The sequence below is a fragment of the Sanguibacter sp. Z41_6 genome, from assembly GCF_059621145.1.
Map to the genome: position 1 here is coordinate 332,040 of NZ_JCAQIF010000002.1, position 17,416 is coordinate 349,455.

General features: G+C 70.3%; 12 protein-coding genes and 3 tRNA genes. 5 read left to right on the plus strand and 10 right to left on the minus strand.

The features are described from left to right. Nucleotides 1–58: 58 nt before the first annotated feature. From AC54T1_RS06485 to glgX, 4 genes are all read right to left on the minus strand, one after another. Nucleotides 59–916, minus strand: a complete 858-nt coding sequence (locus tag AC54T1_RS06485) for a polyphosphate kinase 2 family protein (RefSeq protein ID WP_496911432.1) — start codon at nt 914–916, stop codon at nt 59–61. Continuing rightward, nucleotides 913–2,814, minus strand: coding sequence for a malto-oligosyltrehalose trehalohydrolase (gene treZ, locus AC54T1_RS06490; protein WP_496911433.1), 1,902 nt, complete (start codon nt 2,812–2,814; stop codon nt 913–915). The genes AC54T1_RS06485 and treZ overlap by 4 nt, the downstream gene beginning before the upstream one ends. Continuing rightward, nucleotides 2,811–5,354: a malto-oligosyltrehalose synthase gene (treY, locus tag AC54T1_RS06495; protein WP_496911434.1), complete on the minus strand. Its 2,544-nt coding sequence runs from the start codon at nt 5,352–5,354 to the stop codon at nt 2,811–2,813. The genes treZ and treY overlap by 4 nt, the downstream gene beginning before the upstream one ends. Nucleotides 5,355–5,460: 106 nt before the next feature. Then, on the minus strand, nt 5,461–7,629 hold the full coding sequence (glgX, locus tag AC54T1_RS06500) for a glycogen debranching protein GlgX (protein WP_484344608.1): 2,169 nt from the start codon (nt 7,627–7,629) through the stop codon (nt 5,461–5,463). 235 nt (nt 7,630–7,864) lie between these two features. On the opposite strand from glgX, the gene AC54T1_RS06505 reads away from it, so the two are divergent. Further along, nucleotides 7,865–8,098: a hypothetical protein gene (locus AC54T1_RS06505; RefSeq protein ID WP_484344607.1), complete on the plus strand. Its 234-nt coding sequence runs from the start codon at nt 7,865–7,867 to the stop codon at nt 8,096–8,098. A 188-nt stretch (nt 8,099–8,286) separates the two neighbouring features. Then, nucleotides 8,287–8,652 carry a hypothetical protein gene (locus tag AC54T1_RS06510; protein WP_484344606.1) on the plus strand — a complete coding sequence of 122 codons (366 nt, stop codon included), beginning with the start codon at nt 8,287–8,289 and terminating at the stop codon, nt 8,650–8,652. Between the two features lie 126 nt (nt 8,653–8,778). On the opposite strand, the gene AC54T1_RS06515 is transcribed toward AC54T1_RS06510, so the two are convergent. After that, entirely contained in the window at nt 8,779–10,914 is a 2,136-nt protein-coding gene (locus AC54T1_RS06515) for a DEAD/DEAH box helicase (RefSeq protein WP_496911435.1), read from the minus strand. Nucleotides 10,915–11,462: 548 nt separating this feature from the next. After that, a complete protein-coding gene (locus tag AC54T1_RS06520) occupies nt 11,463–12,443 on the minus strand; it encodes a DUF5692 family protein (protein WP_496911436.1) in 981 nt (326 codons plus the stop codon). 185 nt (nt 12,444–12,628) lie between these two features. Between AC54T1_RS06520 and AC54T1_RS06525 the strand changes: the two genes are divergently transcribed. The 3 genes from AC54T1_RS06525 to AC54T1_RS06535 all read left to right on the plus strand — a co-directional run bounded on the left by AC54T1_RS06525 (nt 12,629) and on the right by AC54T1_RS06535 (nt 16,367). After that, nucleotides 12,629–13,222, plus strand: a complete 594-nt coding sequence (locus tag AC54T1_RS06525) for a TetR/AcrR family transcriptional regulator (RefSeq protein WP_496911437.1) — start codon at nt 12,629–12,631, stop codon at nt 13,220–13,222. Between the two features lie 25 nt (nt 13,223–13,247). Next, nucleotides 13,248–14,201: a putative PEP-binding protein gene (locus AC54T1_RS06530; RefSeq protein WP_496911438.1), complete on the plus strand. Its 954-nt coding sequence runs from the start codon at nt 13,248–13,250 to the stop codon at nt 14,199–14,201. A gap of 126 nt (nt 14,202–14,327) precedes the next feature. Continuing rightward, nucleotides 14,328–16,367, plus strand: a complete 2,040-nt coding sequence (locus AC54T1_RS06535; protein ID WP_496911439.1) for a glycoside hydrolase family 31 protein — start codon at nt 14,328–14,330, stop codon at nt 16,365–16,367. 55 nt (nt 16,368–16,422) lie between these two features. Here AC54T1_RS06535 and AC54T1_RS06540 read toward each other — a convergent pair whose 3' ends face one another. The 4 genes from AC54T1_RS06540 to AC54T1_RS06555 all read right to left on the minus strand — a co-directional run bounded on the left by AC54T1_RS06540 (nt 16,423) and on the right by AC54T1_RS06555 (nt 17,378). Beyond that, complete coding sequence (locus AC54T1_RS06540; protein WP_484344598.1) at nt 16,423–16,932, minus strand: GNAT family N-acetyltransferase; 510 nt, start codon at nt 16,930–16,932, stop codon at nt 16,423–16,425. 106 nt (nt 16,933–17,038) lie between these two features. Next, nucleotides 17,039–17,113: transfer RNA gene (locus AC54T1_RS06545), tRNA-Val, on the minus strand. 82 nt (nt 17,114–17,195) lie between these two features. After that, nucleotides 17,196–17,266 (minus strand) — tRNA-Cys (locus AC54T1_RS06550). Nucleotides 17,267–17,306: 40 nt separating this feature from the next. Continuing rightward, a tRNA-Gly gene (locus tag AC54T1_RS06555) sits at nt 17,307–17,378 on the minus strand. Between the last annotated feature and the right edge of the window lie 38 nt (nt 17,379–17,416).

A 17,416-nucleotide genomic window follows, 5' to 3' on the forward strand; every position in this document is an offset into this window, starting at 1 on the left:
TCGGCGGCCGACGGTGCCGCACGTGGCCGGACCGCTCGTCTGGTGTCCTGCGACAGGCTCAGGTCGCGGCGAGGCGCGCTTGCTCGTGCTCGACGTCGAACTGTGCCCGGGGCCAGCCGAGCCCGAGGCCGAGGAATGCATCGAGCAGCAGGTGCGAGACGGCGAGCCGCGCGTACCACTTGCGGTCCGCGGGCACGACGTGCCAGGGGGCCGCGTCGGTGCTCGTGCGGTCGAGGACCGCCTGGTACGCCTCCTGGTACTGCGGCCACTCGAGGCGCCCGTCGACGTCGGCCGGGTCGTACTTCCAGTGCTTGTCCGGCTGCTCGAGGCGCGCTGCCAGACGCTTCTTCTGCTCGTCGGGGGACACGAACATCGCCACCTTGACGATCGTCGTGCCGGATGCGGAGAGCTCGGCCTCGAACGCGTTGATCTCGTCGTACCTGCTCGCCCACACCGGCGGAGGCACGAGGCCACGGACACGCGCGACGAGGACGTCCTCGTAGTGCGACCGGTCGAAGACGCCGAGGTGACCAGGTGAGGGCAGCGCGCGGCGGACCCGCCAGAGGAAGTGGTGGGACAGCTCCTTCGCGGTGGGTGCAGCGAAGGACTGGTGCTGGACGCCCTGGGGGTCGACCATGCCGACGACGTGCCGGACGATGCCGCCCTTGCCTGCCGTGTCCATCCCCTGCAGGACGAGGAGCACGGACCGGTGGCCACCGGTCCGGCCCTCGGCGAAGAGGCGCTCCTGCTGCTCCGAGAGCTGCTCGCCGTACAGGGGCAGCAGCTCCGTGCCAGCAGCCTTTCCGCCCGTGAAGCCCGGTGTGCTGCGTGCATCGAGGTCGGCCAGCCGGAACCCGGGCTGTGCGCGGAGCGCGTCGGACAGACCGGCGAGCGGCGGCGCCGACGACCTGGTCACGGACGACTCACGAGGACGGCGACGCTACGGCCCGGCAGCGAGACGCGCGTCCCCCCGCCGGCTGACCCGGAGCCGGGGTCGGCAGGAGCGAGGGTGATGTCGCCCCAGCTGGTGAGCAGGTCCACGGTCGTGCCTGGGTCGTACGTCACGGGACCCTCACCGACGTTCATCGCGATGCGTACGGACCCGCGCCGCAGCACGACGAGCGGAGAGCCCTCGGCGATCTCGAGGTCGCACGTCTCGAGGTCCCCGGAGGCGATGTCCGGCTCTGTCCGACGCAGGGCGATGAGTGCCCGGTACCAGTCGAGAAGGTCCGCGTGCCGTGCCTCGCCGAGCTCGTCCCATCGCAGGACGCTCGCCTCGCGGGTCTGTGGGTCCTGGGGGTCCGGGACGGTGAAGCCCTCCCCGTACATCTCTGCCCACCCGTGCCCGGCGAACTCCTTCGTGCGGCCCTCGGTGACGGCACGACCCAGCTCCTCGTCGGGGAAGTCCGTGAAGAAGCGCCAGTCCGTCGACGCGCCCCACTCCTCTCCCATGAAGATCATCGGCGTGAAGGGGGAGGTGAGGATGAGCGCAGCGGCGATCGCGAGGCCGCCCGCGTCGAGCTGGTCCGAGGGGCGGTCGCCCCGGGCGCGGTTGCCCACCTGGTCGTGGTCGGACGCGAAGACGACGAACCGGTGCGCATCGATGTCACGCGGCACCGGAGCGCCCCACTCCTTGCCGCGGAAGCTCGACCACGTGCCGTCATGGACGAACACACCGGTGAATGCCTTGCGCAGCACCTCCGCCGGACCGAAGTCGGAGTAGTACCCGTGCCGCTCCCCGGTGAGGAACGTGTGCACGGCGTGGTGGACGTCGTCCGCCCACTGCGCCGTCATGCCACGCCCGCCCCCGGTGACGGGTGCCACGGTGCGGGGGTCGTTCTCGTCGGACTCCGCGATGAGCCCGAGCGGCCGTCCGACCTCGTCGGAGAGCTGGGCGACCGCGTCGGAGAGCTCGGCGAGGATGTGCGGCGTCGAGTCGTCGATGAGTGCGTGCACGGCGTCGAGACGCAACGCGTCGATGTGGAAGTCCCGCAACCAGCGCAGCGCGTTGTCGATGATCCATCGCCGGACCTCGGTGCTGCCCTCGGCATCGAGGTTGATCCCGGCGCCCCACGGGGTCTCGTGGGCTCCGCTGAAGTACGGGCCGAACTCACCCGTGTAGTTCCCGCTCGGGCCCAGGTGGTTGTACACGACGTCGAGCGCGACGCCGAGCCCGTGCGCGTGCGCGGCATCGACGAACCGCTGGAGTGCCGCCGGCCCTCCGTACGGCTCGTGGACGGCGTACAGGTGCACGCCGTCGTACCCCCATCCCCAGCGTCCGTCGAACGCGGCGACGGGCATGACCTCCACGACGTCGACCCCGAGGTCCTTGAGGTGTCCGAGGCGCTCGATCGCGGCGTCGAGCGTCCCCTCGGCCGTGAAGGTCCCGACGTGGAGCTCGTAGATCACGGCGCCCCGGACGTCGGTGCCCGTCCACGCTTCGTCGGACCACGGGAACCCCGCCAGGTCGACGACCTGGCTCGGCCCGTGCACACCGTCCGGCTGACGGGGGCTGCGGGGGTCCGGGAGCGGCGGGCCGTCGTCGATGGAGAACCCGTACCGGGTCCCGGGTGCGAGGAGCGCCTCGTCTCCGGGGGGTGCGGTCCACCAGCCCCCGTCGCCCTCGCGCACCAGCGCGACCCGGTGCGCGGGCGGGTCCTCCGTGGATCCGAATCCGACCACCCCGGGCACGGGTAGGACGAGGTCGACCGATCTGGCGTCCGGTGCCCAGACGCGTGCCGCCCAGCTCGTCGTGGCGGTGGCGGTCGCAGCGGGGGGAGGGGTCGGGGCACTCAGTGGAGCGGTGGTGTTCATGCGTCGGCCTCCGGGACGAGCAGTGCGACAGGGTGGTCCTCGAGCAGCGGGGCGATCCGTTGGTGCCCGCCGGCGTAGCAGCGGTCGGTGAGGACGTCGACCCACCGGCCCTCGGGCAGCGTGATCGTGTGATCTCCCCACCCGCCCAACCGGTCGAGCGCTTCTGCGCCGCGGGTGACGATCGTGACGATGCGAGCCGCGTCGCCCTCGGTGCGGGCGAACGCGAGCGCGCTCCCCGAGGACGCGGCCAGGGGGCGGTACCCGGCCTCGGGGCCGACGAACGCCGCCGGGTACGTCCGTCGCGTGCGCAGCGCGCGCGACGTGACGAGGAGCTTCTCCTCGCTGAGATCCTTCGGATGTGCTCCGGAGTCCAGGCGATCCAGCACGCCGTGCAAGGCGCCAGCGTCCACCGGGCGGCGGTTGTCGGGGTCGACGAGGGTCGGGGTGAAGATCTCCGTCCCCTGGTAGACGTCCGCGACCCCGGGCATCGTCAGCTGGACGAGCTTGATGCCGAGGCTCGCCGCGCGCACCGCGGCGGACGTGCGCGCCGCCCAGCCGGCGAGCAGCTCGAGGACGACGGGGTCCGTGAGCACGCGCGTCGCCAGATCCATGACGGCGCTCTCGTAGGCCTCGTCAGGTGCTGTCCATGTGGTGAGGGACTTGGCCTCGCGAACGGCCTTGGTGAGGTAGGCGGTGAGACGGTCCGCGCTGATGGGCCCGTCGTCGGACCACGTCCCGACGAGGGTCTGCCAGATGAGGTACTCCGTGCGGCCGTCCAGGAGCGTGGAGCGGTAGGCCGCCGTGTGCGAGCGGAGGGCGTCCACGAGAGCGGCCCACTCGTCTGCGACCTCCGAGATCACGCCCAGGCGAGCGCGGGTGTCCTCGTTGCGCTTGGTGTCGTGGGTGGAGCCCGTGGTGAGTCCGAGCGGTGTCTGGACGCGGAGACGCTCCGCGAACGCGTGGAACGCGTCGGCGCTGAACGCGAAGTGCCCCGGCTCACCACCTACCTCGGTGAGAGACGTCAGCTGCATCCACCGGTAGAAGGCGGTGTCCTCGACACCCTTGGCCATGACGGCCCCGCAGACCTGCTGGAAGCGGATGACGAGCTCGTCACGGCGCGGCTCGCGGAGCCGGCCGGCGCTGCCGACCTCGCGGGAGAGCAGGAGCTCGACGAGCATGTCGAGCGTCTCGCGCCGCTCCGCCCCGATCCGCCGGCGGGCGACCTCCGCAGCGTCGTTCATGGCCTGGACCGACTCGCGACGGGTGTCCCTGCCGGGCGCGACGTAGGCGCGGTAGCGGTCGAAGGCGACGAGCAGCTCGACGAGGCACTCGTTGATCGCCCGCCAGGTGTGGTCTCGCAGGCGGGGGTCGTCCCGGCACACGGCCGCCGCGAGATCGGTGAGGCGGTACACCTCGGCGTACAGCGGTCCGGCGACGATCTCGCGCTTCGACTCGTCGACGAGGGCGGGAAGGCCGTCGCCGATGTCCCCGGTGACACGGTGCATGACGCTCGCGAGGCGAGCCTCGCCCGTCGGCTCGACGAACGTGGACTGCAGACGCCACAAACCCTCGTACCCCGTGGTACCCACGGTTGCCCAGTCACGCGGCACCTCCTCCTCGCCAGCGAGGATCTTCTCGACGGCCACCCACGCACCGCCCGACTTCTCCGCCAGGCGCGCGAGGTATCCGCTCGGGTCGGCGAGACCGTCGGGGTGGTCGATGCGCAGGCCGTCGATCACGCCCGTCTCGAGCAGCTCGAGGATGAGCGCGTGCGTCTCGTCGAACACCTCGTCGTCCTCGACGCGGATCGCCGCGAGGGTCCCGACGTCGAAGAACCGGCGATAGTTGAGCTCTTCGTCACCGACGCGCCAGTGGGCCAGCCGGTAGTGCTGGCGGTCGACGAGCTCGGCGAGCGGGAGGGACTGCGTCCCCTCGCGGACCGGGAACACGTGGTCGTAGTACCGCAGCACGGTCTGCGTGCCGGTGCCCGGGATCTCCGTCTCCTCGAGGGTCAGCTCGCCTGACGCGAGGACATCCCCGATGCGGGAGCCGAGGACGGGCATGAGCAGTGCGCCGTCGCCCGCGGACCAGTCGACGTCGAACCACTTCGCGAACCGTGACTCAGGGCCCTTCGTGAGCACGGACCACAGCGCACGGTTGTGCCACGCGGGTGACGGGACGGCCATGTGGTTGGGCACGATGTCGAGGATCATGCCGAGCCCGGCCGCGTGGGCGCGCTCAGCCAGGCGCTCGAGCCCGTCACGCCCCCCGAGGACGTCGCTCACCCGGTCGTGGTCGACGACGTCGTACCCGTGGGTCGAGCCCGGCGCGGCGGCGAGGATCGGGGACAGGTACAGGTGTGTGACCCCGAGCGACCGGTAGTAGGCGACGCGGTCGGCGACGTCGTCGAACGTGAGGTCGGCGCCCAGCTGGAGGCGGTAGGTCGAGGTCGGGGTGACGCGTCCCGGGGCGGGATGGCGTCGGGGGGACACGCGCTCGAGGGGGGAGGTGGTGTCAGGCTCGGTGGACTCGCGGGACATGCGTGCTCCTCAGTTGATGACGTACTTCGGCCCCACCCGAGCAGTGGGGTGAGTCAGGGCCCGGACGCGGAGGTTCCGCGTCCGGGCCCTGTGCCGTGCAGGTGCGTCAGCCCTCCAGCGGCGGACGCGTGAGGACGACGACGCTCCGTGCGGCGACACAGAGCGTGGCGCCTGCCTCGACGATCCCGGCGCCCGGGACCGGGAGCTCGACAGGCGTGGTCGTCTGCACGAGTGGCGCCGAGTCGCCGACCTCCTCCACCGCGGTGTCGAAGGCCACGACCCACTCCTTGCCGAACTCCGCGTCCGGGAGGGTGAACTCGAGCTCCTCGTGGTGGGCGTTGAACAGGATGAGGAAGCTGTCGTCGACGATGCGCTGCCCCCGGACGTCGGGTTCCGGGATGGCCTCGCCGTTGAGGAACACAGCGACGGAGCGCGCATGGCCCTCGTTCCACGCCTCGTCCTGCATGGGCTCGCCCGCGACGTTGAGCCACGCGATGTCTCCGAGCGCGTCGTCCGACCAGTCCTGGTCGCCGGAGAAGAAGCGCCGCCGGCGCAGCACCGGGTGTCGCAGGCGCAGGTGGACGAGCTGCTGGGAGAACTTCAGCAGGTCCTGCTTCTCCCGGTCGAGGTCCCAGTTCATCCAGGAGAGCTCGTTGTCCTGGCAGTACACGTTGTTGTTGCCGTGCTGGGTGCGGCCGATCTCGTCACCGTGGGCGATCATCGGCACACCCTGCGACAGCAGGAGCGTCGCGAGGATGTTCCGCTGCTGCCGACGCCGGAGGGCGTTGATCTCCGGGTCGTCCGTGGGGCCCTCGGCCCCACAGTTCCACGAGCTGTTGTGGCTCTCGCCGTCGTTGCCCCCCTCGCCGTTCGCGTCGTTGTGCTTCTCGTTGTACGACACGAGGTCGGCGAGCGTGAAGCCGTCGTGGGCGATGACGAAGTTGATCGACGAGATCGGCTTGCGACCGGTGTGCTCGTAGAGGTCCGAGGACCCGGTGATCCGGCTCGCGAACTCGGCCAGGGTGGCTGGTTCGCCGCGCCAGAAGTCGCGGACCGTGTCGCGGTACTTGCCGTTCCACTCCGACCACATGGACGGGAAGCCGCCCACCTGGTAGCCGCCGTCCCCGAGGTCCCAGGGCTCGGCGATGAGCTTCACCTGGCTGACGATCGGGTCCTGGTGGACGAGGTCGAAGAACGCGGACAACCGGTCGACCTCGTGGAACTGCCGCGCGAGGGTCGAGGCGAGGTCGAAGCGGAAACCGTCGACGTGCATCTCGGTGACCCAGTACCGCAGGGAGTCCATGATGAGCTGGAGCACGTGCGGGTGCCGCATGAGCAGCGAGTTCCCCGTGCCGGTGGTGTCGAAGTAGTGCTCCGGCTCCTCGTCGACGAGCCGGTAGTACGCCGAGTTGTCGATGCCGCGGAAGCTCAGGGTCGGACCGAGGTGGTTGCCCTCTGCCGTGTGGTTGTAGACGACGTCGAGGATGACCTCGATGTTGGCCTCGTGGAGGGCCTTGACCATCGTCTTGAACTCCTGGACCTGCTGACCCGCGGAACCCGACGACGAGTAGGCGTTGTGGGGCGCGAAGAACCCGATGGTGTTGTAGCCCCAGTAGTTCGACAACCCCTTCTCCACGAGGGTGGAGTCGTTGACGAACTGGTGGACCGGCATGAGCTCGACGGCGGTCACCCCGAGCTCCACCAGGTGCTGGATGATCGCCGGGTGCGCCATCCCGGCGTAGGTCCCGCGGAGCTCCTCCGGGATGTCCGGGTGCTGCTGGCTCATGCCGCGCACGTGCGCCTCGTAGATGACGCTCTCGTGGTACTCGTGGTTCGGCGGCCGGTCGTGGCCCCAGTCGAAGAACGGGTTGACGACGACGGACTTCATCGTGTGCGCCGCGGAGTCGTCGTCGTTGCGGCTGTCCGGGTCACCGAAGGTGTAGGAGAAGAGGCTCTGATCGCCGTCGACGCTGCCGTCGATGGCCTTCGCGTAAGGGTCGAGGAGGAGCTTCGAGGGATTGCACCGGTGACCGTTGGCGGGGTCGTACGGTCCGTGCACGCGGTAGCCGTAGTGCTGTCCCGGCTGGACCGCCGGGAGGTAGGCGTGCCAGACGAACGAGTCGACCTCGGTGAGCTCTACACGGGTCTCGGAACCGTCGCTCTCGAACAGGCAGAGCTCGATGCGCTCCGCCGCTTCGGAGAAGATCGCAAAGTTGGTGCCGCTCCCGTCGAACGTCGCGCCGAGTGGATAGGGATGTCCAGGCCAGATCTGCATGCCAAAAGAGTGCACCAGGAACGGTGCCCCGTCATGCCGGGCAGCGCGTGAGGGCCCTCCCAGCGACGTGATGCGCGGCACAGAGGGCTCAAACCGCTCTAAACCGTCCCCGACGAGGATGTGACGTCTGGCACATACCGGTACGTGGACGGTTCGCGGCCCCGAGGACGGTACGCGTCCGACCGCGGGTGCGCCGCCGCTCGCGCCCGTCGCGGGTCTTTGGTGTGATGGAGCCATGAGCATCGATGCATCGACTCCCGAGGACCCCGCCGCGACGAGCAAGAGCCGGCGGAACCTCCAGACCCAGCACGACGGTCGCTACGACGACGCCGAGCCTGAGGGCACCGGCGACGTCCTCGGGGGCGGCGACGCCAGCCGGGCGCCTCGCAACCTGCGCGAGGTCGGGTGGCGCGGCAACGGCGACGCCATCCTCGCGGGCGACGACTGGGACAACCCTGACGAGATCTGACCAACGGTCCCGGTGAGCGTTCCTCGACCGCGCGTGAGACCCGCTCTGTCCGACGCGGCACCAGGTCCTGAGTCTGTGGAGCATGCCGCCGCGGGCGGGCCGGCTCGACCACGTGTTAACTGGTCGTACGCCCGCGTCCCCAGGGTGCTGCGGGCGAGGTCCGACCACTGTGACCAGGAGGAGAGACGATGACGCAGATTCCGGTGAACGACCCCGGGCCCATCGCGCACGTCACCGAGGGCATGCGTGTGGTGGATGCCGACGGCCAGGAGATCGGTGAGGTCTCCGACGTGAGCATCGGTGACCCGGAGGCGGTGACCGCCGAGGGCCAGGAGCTCCACGAGCCGGTCGGCTTCATCCCGCTGGCGATGGAGGCGCTGCAGGGTCGTGACATCCAACGCCCCCACGACGACCGTCTGGAGCGCCTCGGATGGGTGCGGGTGAAGATGTCCGGGCTCTTCGCAGGGTCGCGGACCGCCGCCGGCGACGAGGTCGCGGGCGTCGAGGGTGACGTCGTCCGGTTGTCCGTCCGGGCCGACGAGCTCCGGCACTGACCCTGCGGTCTGCGTCGCGATCTCGTCGTTCGTGAGACCCAGCCGTGAGTACGAGAGGTCCCGGGGTCTCCCGGGACCTCTCGTCTCGTCATCGACGCCGGGCGGTCACCCGGCGGGCGGCGTCGATCACACCTCGATGCTCGAGGCGAGCGCGTCCGTGAGCAGCCCGGCCAGCGCGTCGAGCTGCACGGTCGACGACGACGTCTCCTCCTCGTCCGCCCCGTCGAGCGCGCGGGCGGCGAGCCCGGACTTGCTGTCGATGAGCTCGGCGATCTTCGGGTCGATGGTCTGTGCGGCGATGATCCGCCACGCCGTGACAGGCTCGGCCTGACCGATCCGGTGGATCCGGTCGACCGCCTGGGTCTGCTCCGCGTAGGTCCAGGAGAGCTCCGCCAGCACGAGGTTCGACGCGACCTGGAGGTTGAGCCCGACACCGGCGGCGGTCAGGGAGCACACCACTATCGAGACGTCCGGGTCGTCGACAAACGCGGCGATGTTCTTCTCCCGCACCTTCGGCGTCTGGTCGCCACGGATCGAGGCGTACCGGATACCACGGTCGGCGAAGAGCTGCTCGGCCTGGTCCATGACGTCGACATGCTTCGCGAAGAAGACGACCTTGCCGACGTTACGGGCGAGCTGCGCGGCGTAGTCAGCGGCCAGCCCGGCCTTGGCCTGGCCGATCCGACGGACCATCGAGAACACGTTCTCGCTCGTCGAGCTCGAGTCCTTGAGCTCCGCTGACGCGACCCGCCGGACGAGCTCCTGGTCGATCCCGTCGACGGTGGTCTCCCCGGAGCGCATCTCGAGGGCGGTGCGGTAGCGCTGGACCAGCCGGTCGACGAGCGCGGACTCGGCGGCACGGATCGATCGTCCGGCGGCGCCGTCGAGCTCGACCACGAGGTCCGCGACCCGGCGCGCCGGGATGTCGGCGACCACGTCGGCCTTGCGGCGGCGCACGATCCCCATGTCGATGACGCTCGCGCGCGCAGCCGAGGAGAACCCCGGGTCCGCCGGGGTGAGCCCCGTGTCCTCGAGGGCCGCCTGGAGCGGGCCCAGCGGGCCCGTGTCGTCGATCCAGCCGAGGAACTGCCAGATCGCGCGGAAGTCCTCGATGTCGTTGATGAGCGGGGTGCCGGTGAGAGCCATGAGCAACGGCCGGGAGACGCGGGTGCGGATCCGCTCCGAGAGGGCGAGGACGTGCTGGGACCGTTGTGAGGTCCTGTTCTTGATGAAGTGGGCCTCGTCGACGATCATGCCGCGGAAGCCCAGGTCGCCGAGCCACCCGACGTGCCGGTCCAGCAGCTCGTAGTTGACGATGACGACGTCGGCGAACCCGTCCATCTGGTCGCCGTCCCCGTGGACCACGGTGGACCGCCGGGACGGGGTCCACAGTGCCACCTCGTGCGCCCAGTTCACCTTCACGACGTTGGGCACGACCACGAGCAAGGGGTACGCGTCGGCCGCCTGCGCGGCGAGCAACGCCTGGGCGGTCTTGCCGAGCCCGGGCTCGTCGGCGAGGAGGAAGGTGCGGTGGCCCCGGGCCGTCGCGGTGACGACCTGCGCCTGGTGCGGCATGACCTCCCGGCCGCGGGGAGACGGTACCGGCCGGGGATCCGGCAGCGTCATGCAGGCGGGCGCCCCCGTGGCGGCCCGCTCGAAGGACCGGAAGAGCGGTTCGAGCAGCTCCCAGCCGGCCAGACGGCGGGCACGGGGCGCCGCACGCTCGGCGGCAGCCGCGTAGTCCGGCGCGAGGAAGGGGTTCGCCATCTGACGGGCCCGCACCGACTGGGGGACCACCCCGGTCGGTGCGGGCGCCGGCGTGGTCGGCGCCACGGGCGGCGGCTCCTCCGTCGGCTCCAGCCCACCAGCGCGCATCACGGTCGCCTTGAAGGCACGTGCGGAGTCGGAGACCCGGGCGTCGTCAGCGAGCAGCGCGAGCAGCGACGTGTCCCGGGCAGCGGTCCGGGCCAGCATGGTCGCGATGCCGTCGAGGCGCTTGAGCTCCTCGCCGCGTCGAGACGTCGTCAGACCGTCGTCGGCCATCAACCGGGCTCGTTCCTCGCGCACGAGCAGCGCGACGACCTGGAACTTCGTGCGCACCGTCGAGCTCGCGGGCGGGCGCTTGACGGCGACGTCCACCTCACGGGCGACGTCGGCCAGCACCGGGATGAGCCCCTGGGCTGTGCGGCGCGGCGCCCGGCGTCGCTGGGCACTGACGGCACCCTGGGTGCCTCCCGACCGTCCTTGGCCTCGTCGCGCCACATGTCCTCCTTCTGAAGCATCCGCGCCCCGACCGGGGCGCAGCACGAACATCTCACAGCGTCCCGTCGCCGGTCGGCGGTCGGGACGTCCCTCGGTCGAGCAGCGCCACCCTCACCGAGGTCCGGGCCGCCTCCGACATCAGGCACAGCAGACACCCTGCCGCGAGGTGCAGCTCGCGGCGTGAACCTGACGCACGTCCGCACACGGCGCACACTTCCCGACATGCACGAGGGGCGCCCGGATCGTTCCGGACCTGCCTCCTGGTGTGCTGCTGTGAGCGACACGGGATCGATGACCTCTTCCGTGTCCGGGAAGAGATCAGTCGACACCCAGCCGTCCCGCTCAGGCGTCAGGGAACTGGTGACTCCCAGCCTAGAGGACTCCGGGGCGCACGACGTCGCCCGGCTCGTGGCCGTGCGTTGACACGAAGGGGTGTCAGCGGGCAGCGCACCGAGCTGCTGACCGCAGACGTGCGCGACGAGGCCCCGAGGACATCCTCGGGGCCTCGTTCGGTGCCCTGGGACTGCGTCATCCCTGAGAGGCAGGAGTCAGACGCTGACCGGCGTCCGCGCCGCTTCCGGCGTGTGCGCGGGGACGCGCCCTGTCTCCAGCGGCGCGTTGGCCTCGAGCACCTCCCGGTACGGGCGCAGGTGCGTGAACAGCTCGTCGCGCAGCGGGTTGCGGTGCCGGGTGACGATGACGAACACCTGGTAGACCACCACCGCGATGTTGGCTGCGAGGGACAGGGCCGACACAGCGAACAGTGCGCGCGGGTCGTGCGAGGAGCTCACCGCGAAGGGCGACGACGACACGAAGGTCGGGACGGCCATCGTGAACATCATCCACAGCGCGAGGGTGTGCGCCCGGTGCTGCAGCCACGCACCCTTCTTGATGAAGAACGCGGGGATCGTGCACGAGATCAGGAGGGCTGCACCGGCGTAGAACGCGTGGTCACCGACGCAGTTGTAGACGTACGCGAAGTTCCACAGGTCGTACGCGAGGATCCAGAACCACATCATGTCCGGCCAGATCATGTCCTTCGAACGATCCCGCGACACGATGATTCCGGCCCAGCCGCAGATGGTGAGCAGGTTGAGGACCCCGGCGGCGGCGTTCATGTAGTTCCACGGGCCGCCGACCATGAGCACGCCGTCGTGGACGCCCTCGAGGTTTGCCACCTGGAGGTCACGAACGACCGCCTCGGCGATGTTGATCGCGAGGATCACCGGGGGGAACAGGAGCATCCACCGGTTGCGGGACAGGCGCGGGACGTACCGCAGCACCATGAACCCGATGCAGCCGGCGAGCGCCGAGTACACCTTCACCCAGTGGAACCACGTCCCGGTCGACGACCCGGCACCGGCGGTGGTCGGCCAGACGAACAGGGTCAGGACGATGGGCAGGGCGACGAAGAACCCGATCCCGGCCCACTGCCAGCGACGGGTCACCTCGTTGAGGGCGACAAGGGCCACGAGGACGACGCCCCACATCACCCACGAGTACCAAGGGATCGATTCGAACAGAAACACAGGACCTCCTCCTACAGCCGCTTTGTGCGTGCCTCCGTGGTGTCCACGTTAGGAACCCGCGGCGTGTCCGTCACTGGACACTCTGGGCAGAATGTCCAGTTCTCTCGGCGGGCGAGCCGGACCGTTCGAGGGTGCGTCGCGTCCTGCTCATGGGCGCCCGTGCAGGTACCGGCCTACCGTGAGACATGAGCCAGAACAGCGCGCGGGCAGGTCGGTCGGCGTCTGCCCGGGACCTCCTGGCAGCCGCGCTCAAGCGCAGGCTCCGTACCCAGCCGTTCGACAAGGTGACCGTCAGCGAGCTGGCCCGCGACTGCGGGCTGACGCGGCAGGCCTTCTACTACCACTTCCGCGACGTCCGCCATCTGGGGCAGTGGGTGTTCGAGACGGAGGTGCGGGAGCAGGTGCACGTCTCGGCGACGGCCGACGCATGGGCTGACGGCTTGCACCGCTTGCTGCGCTACCTGCTGGACAACCGCTCCTCGACCGTCGCGGTGCTCGACGGGCTCGGGCGGGCCGGCCTCGAGAACTTCCTGTTCGGGCAGATGCGACCCGTCACCGAGGCCGTCGTCGCGGAGGTGGGAGACGGCGGGCCGGCACTCGACTCCGACCGCGCGCTCGTCGTCGACTTCTACACCTCGGCCGTGCTGTCGATCGTGCTGCGGTGGGTCGACAGCGGCATGGTGGAGGATCCGTACCGTCTTGTCGGGGACCTCGAGCTCATGCTTCACGGCGCCGTCGCCGAGTCCGTGCGGCGCCTCGACGAGCGCGCCAGCAGGTGACGTCCGCCAACGAGAGAGTGACTCCATGAACACGGCTGGTCTTCCCATGTCGCTCGCGCTCAGCGGCGAGTCCCCGTCACGCGCTCTGCTGAGCCGTTTCGCAGGTGTCGGACTCGTCCGGGGCGAGTACGTCTTCCGCGGCGTCCTGCGGTACCCGACCGACCCCCTCGCCGGTCGTGAGCTCGAGCGCTACCTGTCCGTCATCTGCGAGCGCTGCCCGGGGACGGTGACCTACCGCACGATGGAGGTCACGCAGGCCGAGGCGAACGTCCTGCGCGGTGTCGAGCACGCGGACGACGAGGACGGCGACGACCTGCTGGGCCTGCGTGGCGTCCGACGGCACATGGCGTTCCCCGAGAGCCTCGACGCCGAGCTCCACGCCGTCGGGAAGGTCCGGCGCCAGTACTCCAACCTCGAGGTGATCGCGCCGTTCGTCACGTCCGTCGACGAGTTCTGCTGGTTCCGGGAGCGTGTGTACGCGGTCCTCGGTGACGAGGTGGTCGTCGGGACGATGATCGAGACGCCGGCTGCTGCCGTCGACATCGAGGACTTCACCGCGGCCGGGTGCCGGCGCTTCGTCGTCGGGTCCAACGACCTCACGAGCCTCCTCACGGCGAGACGTCGAGGGTCCTCCCTCCGGACCGGACCCGTGCCCGGCTTCGCGCGCCTGCTCGCGGGCGTCGTCCGGTCGGTGCACGCCGTCGGCGGTGCGGTCGACCTCGCCGGCTACCTCACCCCTTCTCTTGTCGAGACCGCGATCGCCGCTGGAGTCGACCGGGGCATCGTGCACTACTCCGACCTGCCGAAGCTCCAGCTGGCCAGGGCGGACGAGCTTCCCGACCTGCAGCACCTCACGACCGTCAAGTCACGCACACGCGAGGCGATCGTCGCTCGCCGGCTGCACAGCTGCGAGACCCCTCGAGACGACGACACTCCGGCGGGAGGCGGGGGAGTGCGACCGCGGCACGGGATACGGTGACGATCGTGCTGCCGACCAGCAGTGCTGCGCAGCGTGGCGCACCGCCGACGCGGCGCATGAGGATGCGGTTCGCCCGGGCCGCCGAGCATCAGCGCCGGTCAGCCGGTGCGGACAGGACGCAGCCCCGTGACACACCCGTTCGACGTCCACGGCAGCACGCTCGTCTGGCGGGGTGACGGTGAGACCCTCGTCGTCGAGCCGTGGGGCCGCGACAGCGTCCGCGTCCGCTCGGCCCTCGGCGACGTCGTCGACGCCGACTGGGCCCTGCTGCCACCGGACCCTGCCGCGCACGCCGGGGCGGCGATCGTCGTGGACGGGACGACGGCGACGCTGACGAACGGTCGGATCCGCGTGGTGGCGACCGCGAGCAGCGGCAAGGACTGGCAGAGCGGGGCGATCAGGCACAGCTGCCGCCTGGCGTTCGAGGACCACGAGGGCACGCTCCTGCTCGCTGAAGAGCCTTCCGGTGGCGCGCTCAAGGTCCGCGCACGCACCTACCAGCCGTTGCCGGGCGGCGGCGTACGTGCGGGGTTGGCGCTGCGGGCGCCGGACGGCGAGCACCTGACCGGCATGGGCCAGTACCAGCAGGATCTCGTCGACCTCAAGGGCTGCACGCTCGAGCTCGCGCACCGCAACTCCCAGGCCAGCGTGCCGTTCGTGCGGTCGAGCGCCGGGTACGGGTTCCTGTGGCACAACCCCGCGATCGGCCGTGCGACGTTCGCGTCCAACCGCACCGAGTGGACGGCCGAGAGCTGCCGTCAGATCGACTACTGGGTGACGGCGGGCGCGTCGCCGGCGGCCATCAGTGCCCGCTACGCCGAGGCGACCGGGCACGCGCCCATGATGCCCGAGCACGGCCTCGGGTTCTGGCAGTGCAAGCTGCGGTACGCCAGCCAGGAAGAGCTCCTGTCCGTCGCGCGCGAGCACGTGCGCCGCGGTCTGCCGCTCGATGTGATCGTCGCTGACTTCTTCCACTGGCCGCACCTGGGCGACTACCGCTTCGAGGACGAGTTCTGGCCCGACCCGGCCGCCATGGTCGCCGAGTTGGCCGAGCTGGGCGTCGAGCTCATGGTGTCCGTCTGGCCGCAGGTGTCGTTCGAGTCGGAGAACTTCGCCGACATGGCGGCGCGCAACCTGCTCGTGCGCACCAACCGCGGCATCGACGTGCAGATGTGGTTCGGCGGCCCCAGCCGGTTCGTCGACGTCACCGACCCGCGCGCCCGGGCATACCTGTGGGACCGGTGCCGCGAGGGCTACGCCCGGTACGGCATCCGGTTGTTCTGGCTCGACGAGGCCGAGCCCGAGTACGGCATCTACGACTACGACGCCTACCGGTACCACGCCGGGCAGGGGCTCGAGGTGGGCAACCTGTACCCGCAGGCGTTCTCCCGCGCGTTCTGGGAAGGACAGACGGGGGACGGCGAGACCGAGGTGGTCAACCTCGTGCGGTGCGCGTGGGCCGGGTCCCAGCGGTACGGCGCCCTCGTGTGGTCCGGCGACATCCACTCGGACTTCGCGACCCTGCGCCGTCAGGTGGTTGCCGGCGTGCACATGGGCGCCGCCGGCATCCCGTGGTTCACGACGGACATCGGCGGGTTCGGCGGTGGCCGCACCGACGACCCCGCGTTCCACGAGCTCCTTGTCCGCTGGTTCCAGGTCGGCACGTTCCTGCCCGTCATGCGCCTGCACGGCGACCGCGCGCCCTCGCACCCCGTGCACGCCGCCGACGGGACCGAGCGCAACGCGAGCGGCGCCGGCAACGAGCTGTGGTCGTTCGGCGACGCCGTCTACGACGTGCTGTCCCACTACGTCCACCTGCGCGAGGACCTGCGCGACTACACCCGCGAGCTCATGGCCGCGGCGCACACCGACGGCCAACCCGTCATGCGTGGGCTCTCCCACGAGTTCCCCGACGACCCGCAGGCCTGGACGATCGCCGACCAGTACCTCTACGGGCCCTCGCTGCTCGTCGCCCCGGTGATGGAGGCAGGTGTGAGATCACGTTCGGTCTGGCTGCCCGCCGGGGCGACGTGGACGTCGCTCGTCACCGGGCAGGTGCACGACGGGGGCCAGCGGATCGACGTCGACGCACCGCTGGCGACCGTGCCCGTGTTCGCGCGCGACGGCGCCCTGCCCCAGCTCGTGGGACGCATCCCGAAGGGCTGAGGCCGACCGGCCCGACGCAGGAGCGACCACTGTCCGTGACTCGCTCCGGTGACCATCACGACGCGATCCTCAGGCTCATCGTGTCGGAGTCTCCCTCTCGCCCGACGACCGTGAAGCCCATCCGCTCGTAGAGTCCCCGTGCGGCGTTGCCGTCCTCGACGCTGAGGCTCAGACCTCGAGCGCCGGACGCGCGGGCAGCTTCGATGAGGTGGGTGAGCAGCCCACGCCCCAAGCCCCGACCGCGGTGGCCGGCGGCGACAGCCACCGTGATCTCGGGCACGTCGTCGGCAACGTAGCCGTATCCCGGGTCATCGCTGCTGAACGGGCGTGCCCAGGCCGCGCCCGCTGGCGCGCCGCCGCGTTCGGCGACGACGCCGACATCTCCGGCGGCTGGCCACCCGATCAGGTAGTGGGCGATCTGGGGCTGCTCCAGCAGCGACCGGTCGAAGTCTGGGTCCTCACGCCAGTTGAACGCGTCTACGAGCATCTCGAACAGGAAGGCGCGATCCCTCGCCTCCGCTGGTCGGTATGTGATCTCCTCTGCGGCGCTGACCTCGTTGCTCACGAAAGGATGATCCCAGACCGAGATCCAGATGAACCCGATCCTGACCGGAACGGCTGCGCGTCCGCGGGGACGACGAAGGCCCCAGGTCGATGACCTGGGGCCTTGCTGGTGGGCGATACTGGGATCGAACCAGTGACCTCTTCCGTGTCAGGGAAGCGCGCTACCGCTGCGCCAATCGCCCAAGCGTCGTGCTGTCCTGCATCAACTGCGGGTGGTGCTCGTGCTGCCAGACATGCTCGCGGTGCTGCATGCCTGACGGTGCGAGGTGGAGACGGGATTCGAACCCGTGTGGACGGCTTTGCAGGCCGCTGCCTCGCCTCTCGGCCACTCCACCGCTGAGAAGCACTTCCAGGGGTTGCCCGGAAATCTCTCCGAGCGGACGACGGGATTCGAACCCGCGACCCTCACCTTGGCAAGGTGATGCTCTACCACTGAGCCACGTCCGCATGCTTCGATCACTCCGGGGAAGTTCTCCCCGGCGTTT

Coding starts and splice junctions, on each gene's coding strand:
- glgX (WP_484344608.1), bottom strand. CDS start 7,629: ATGCAGATCTGGCCTGGACATCCCTATCCACTCGGCGCGACGTTCGAC.
- AC54T1_RS06510 (WP_484344606.1), top strand. CDS start 8,287: ATGACGCAGATTCCGGTGAACGACCCCGGGCCCATCGCGCACGTCACC.
- treY (WP_496911434.1), bottom strand. CDS start 5,354: ATGTCCCGCGAGTCCACCGAGCCTGACACCACCTCCCCCCTCGAGCGC.
- AC54T1_RS06525 (WP_496911437.1), top strand. CDS start 12,629: ATGAGCCAGAACAGCGCGCGGGCAGGTCGGTCGGCGTCTGCCCGGGAC.
- AC54T1_RS06530 (WP_496911438.1), top strand. CDS start 13,248: ATGAACACGGCTGGTCTTCCCATGTCGCTCGCGCTCAGCGGCGAGTCC.
- AC54T1_RS06505 (WP_484344607.1), top strand. CDS start 7,865: ATGAGCATCGATGCATCGACTCCCGAGGACCCCGCCGCGACGAGCAAG.
- treZ (WP_496911433.1), bottom strand. CDS start 2,814: ATGAACACCACCGCTCCACTGAGTGCCCCGACCCCTCCCCCCGCTGCG.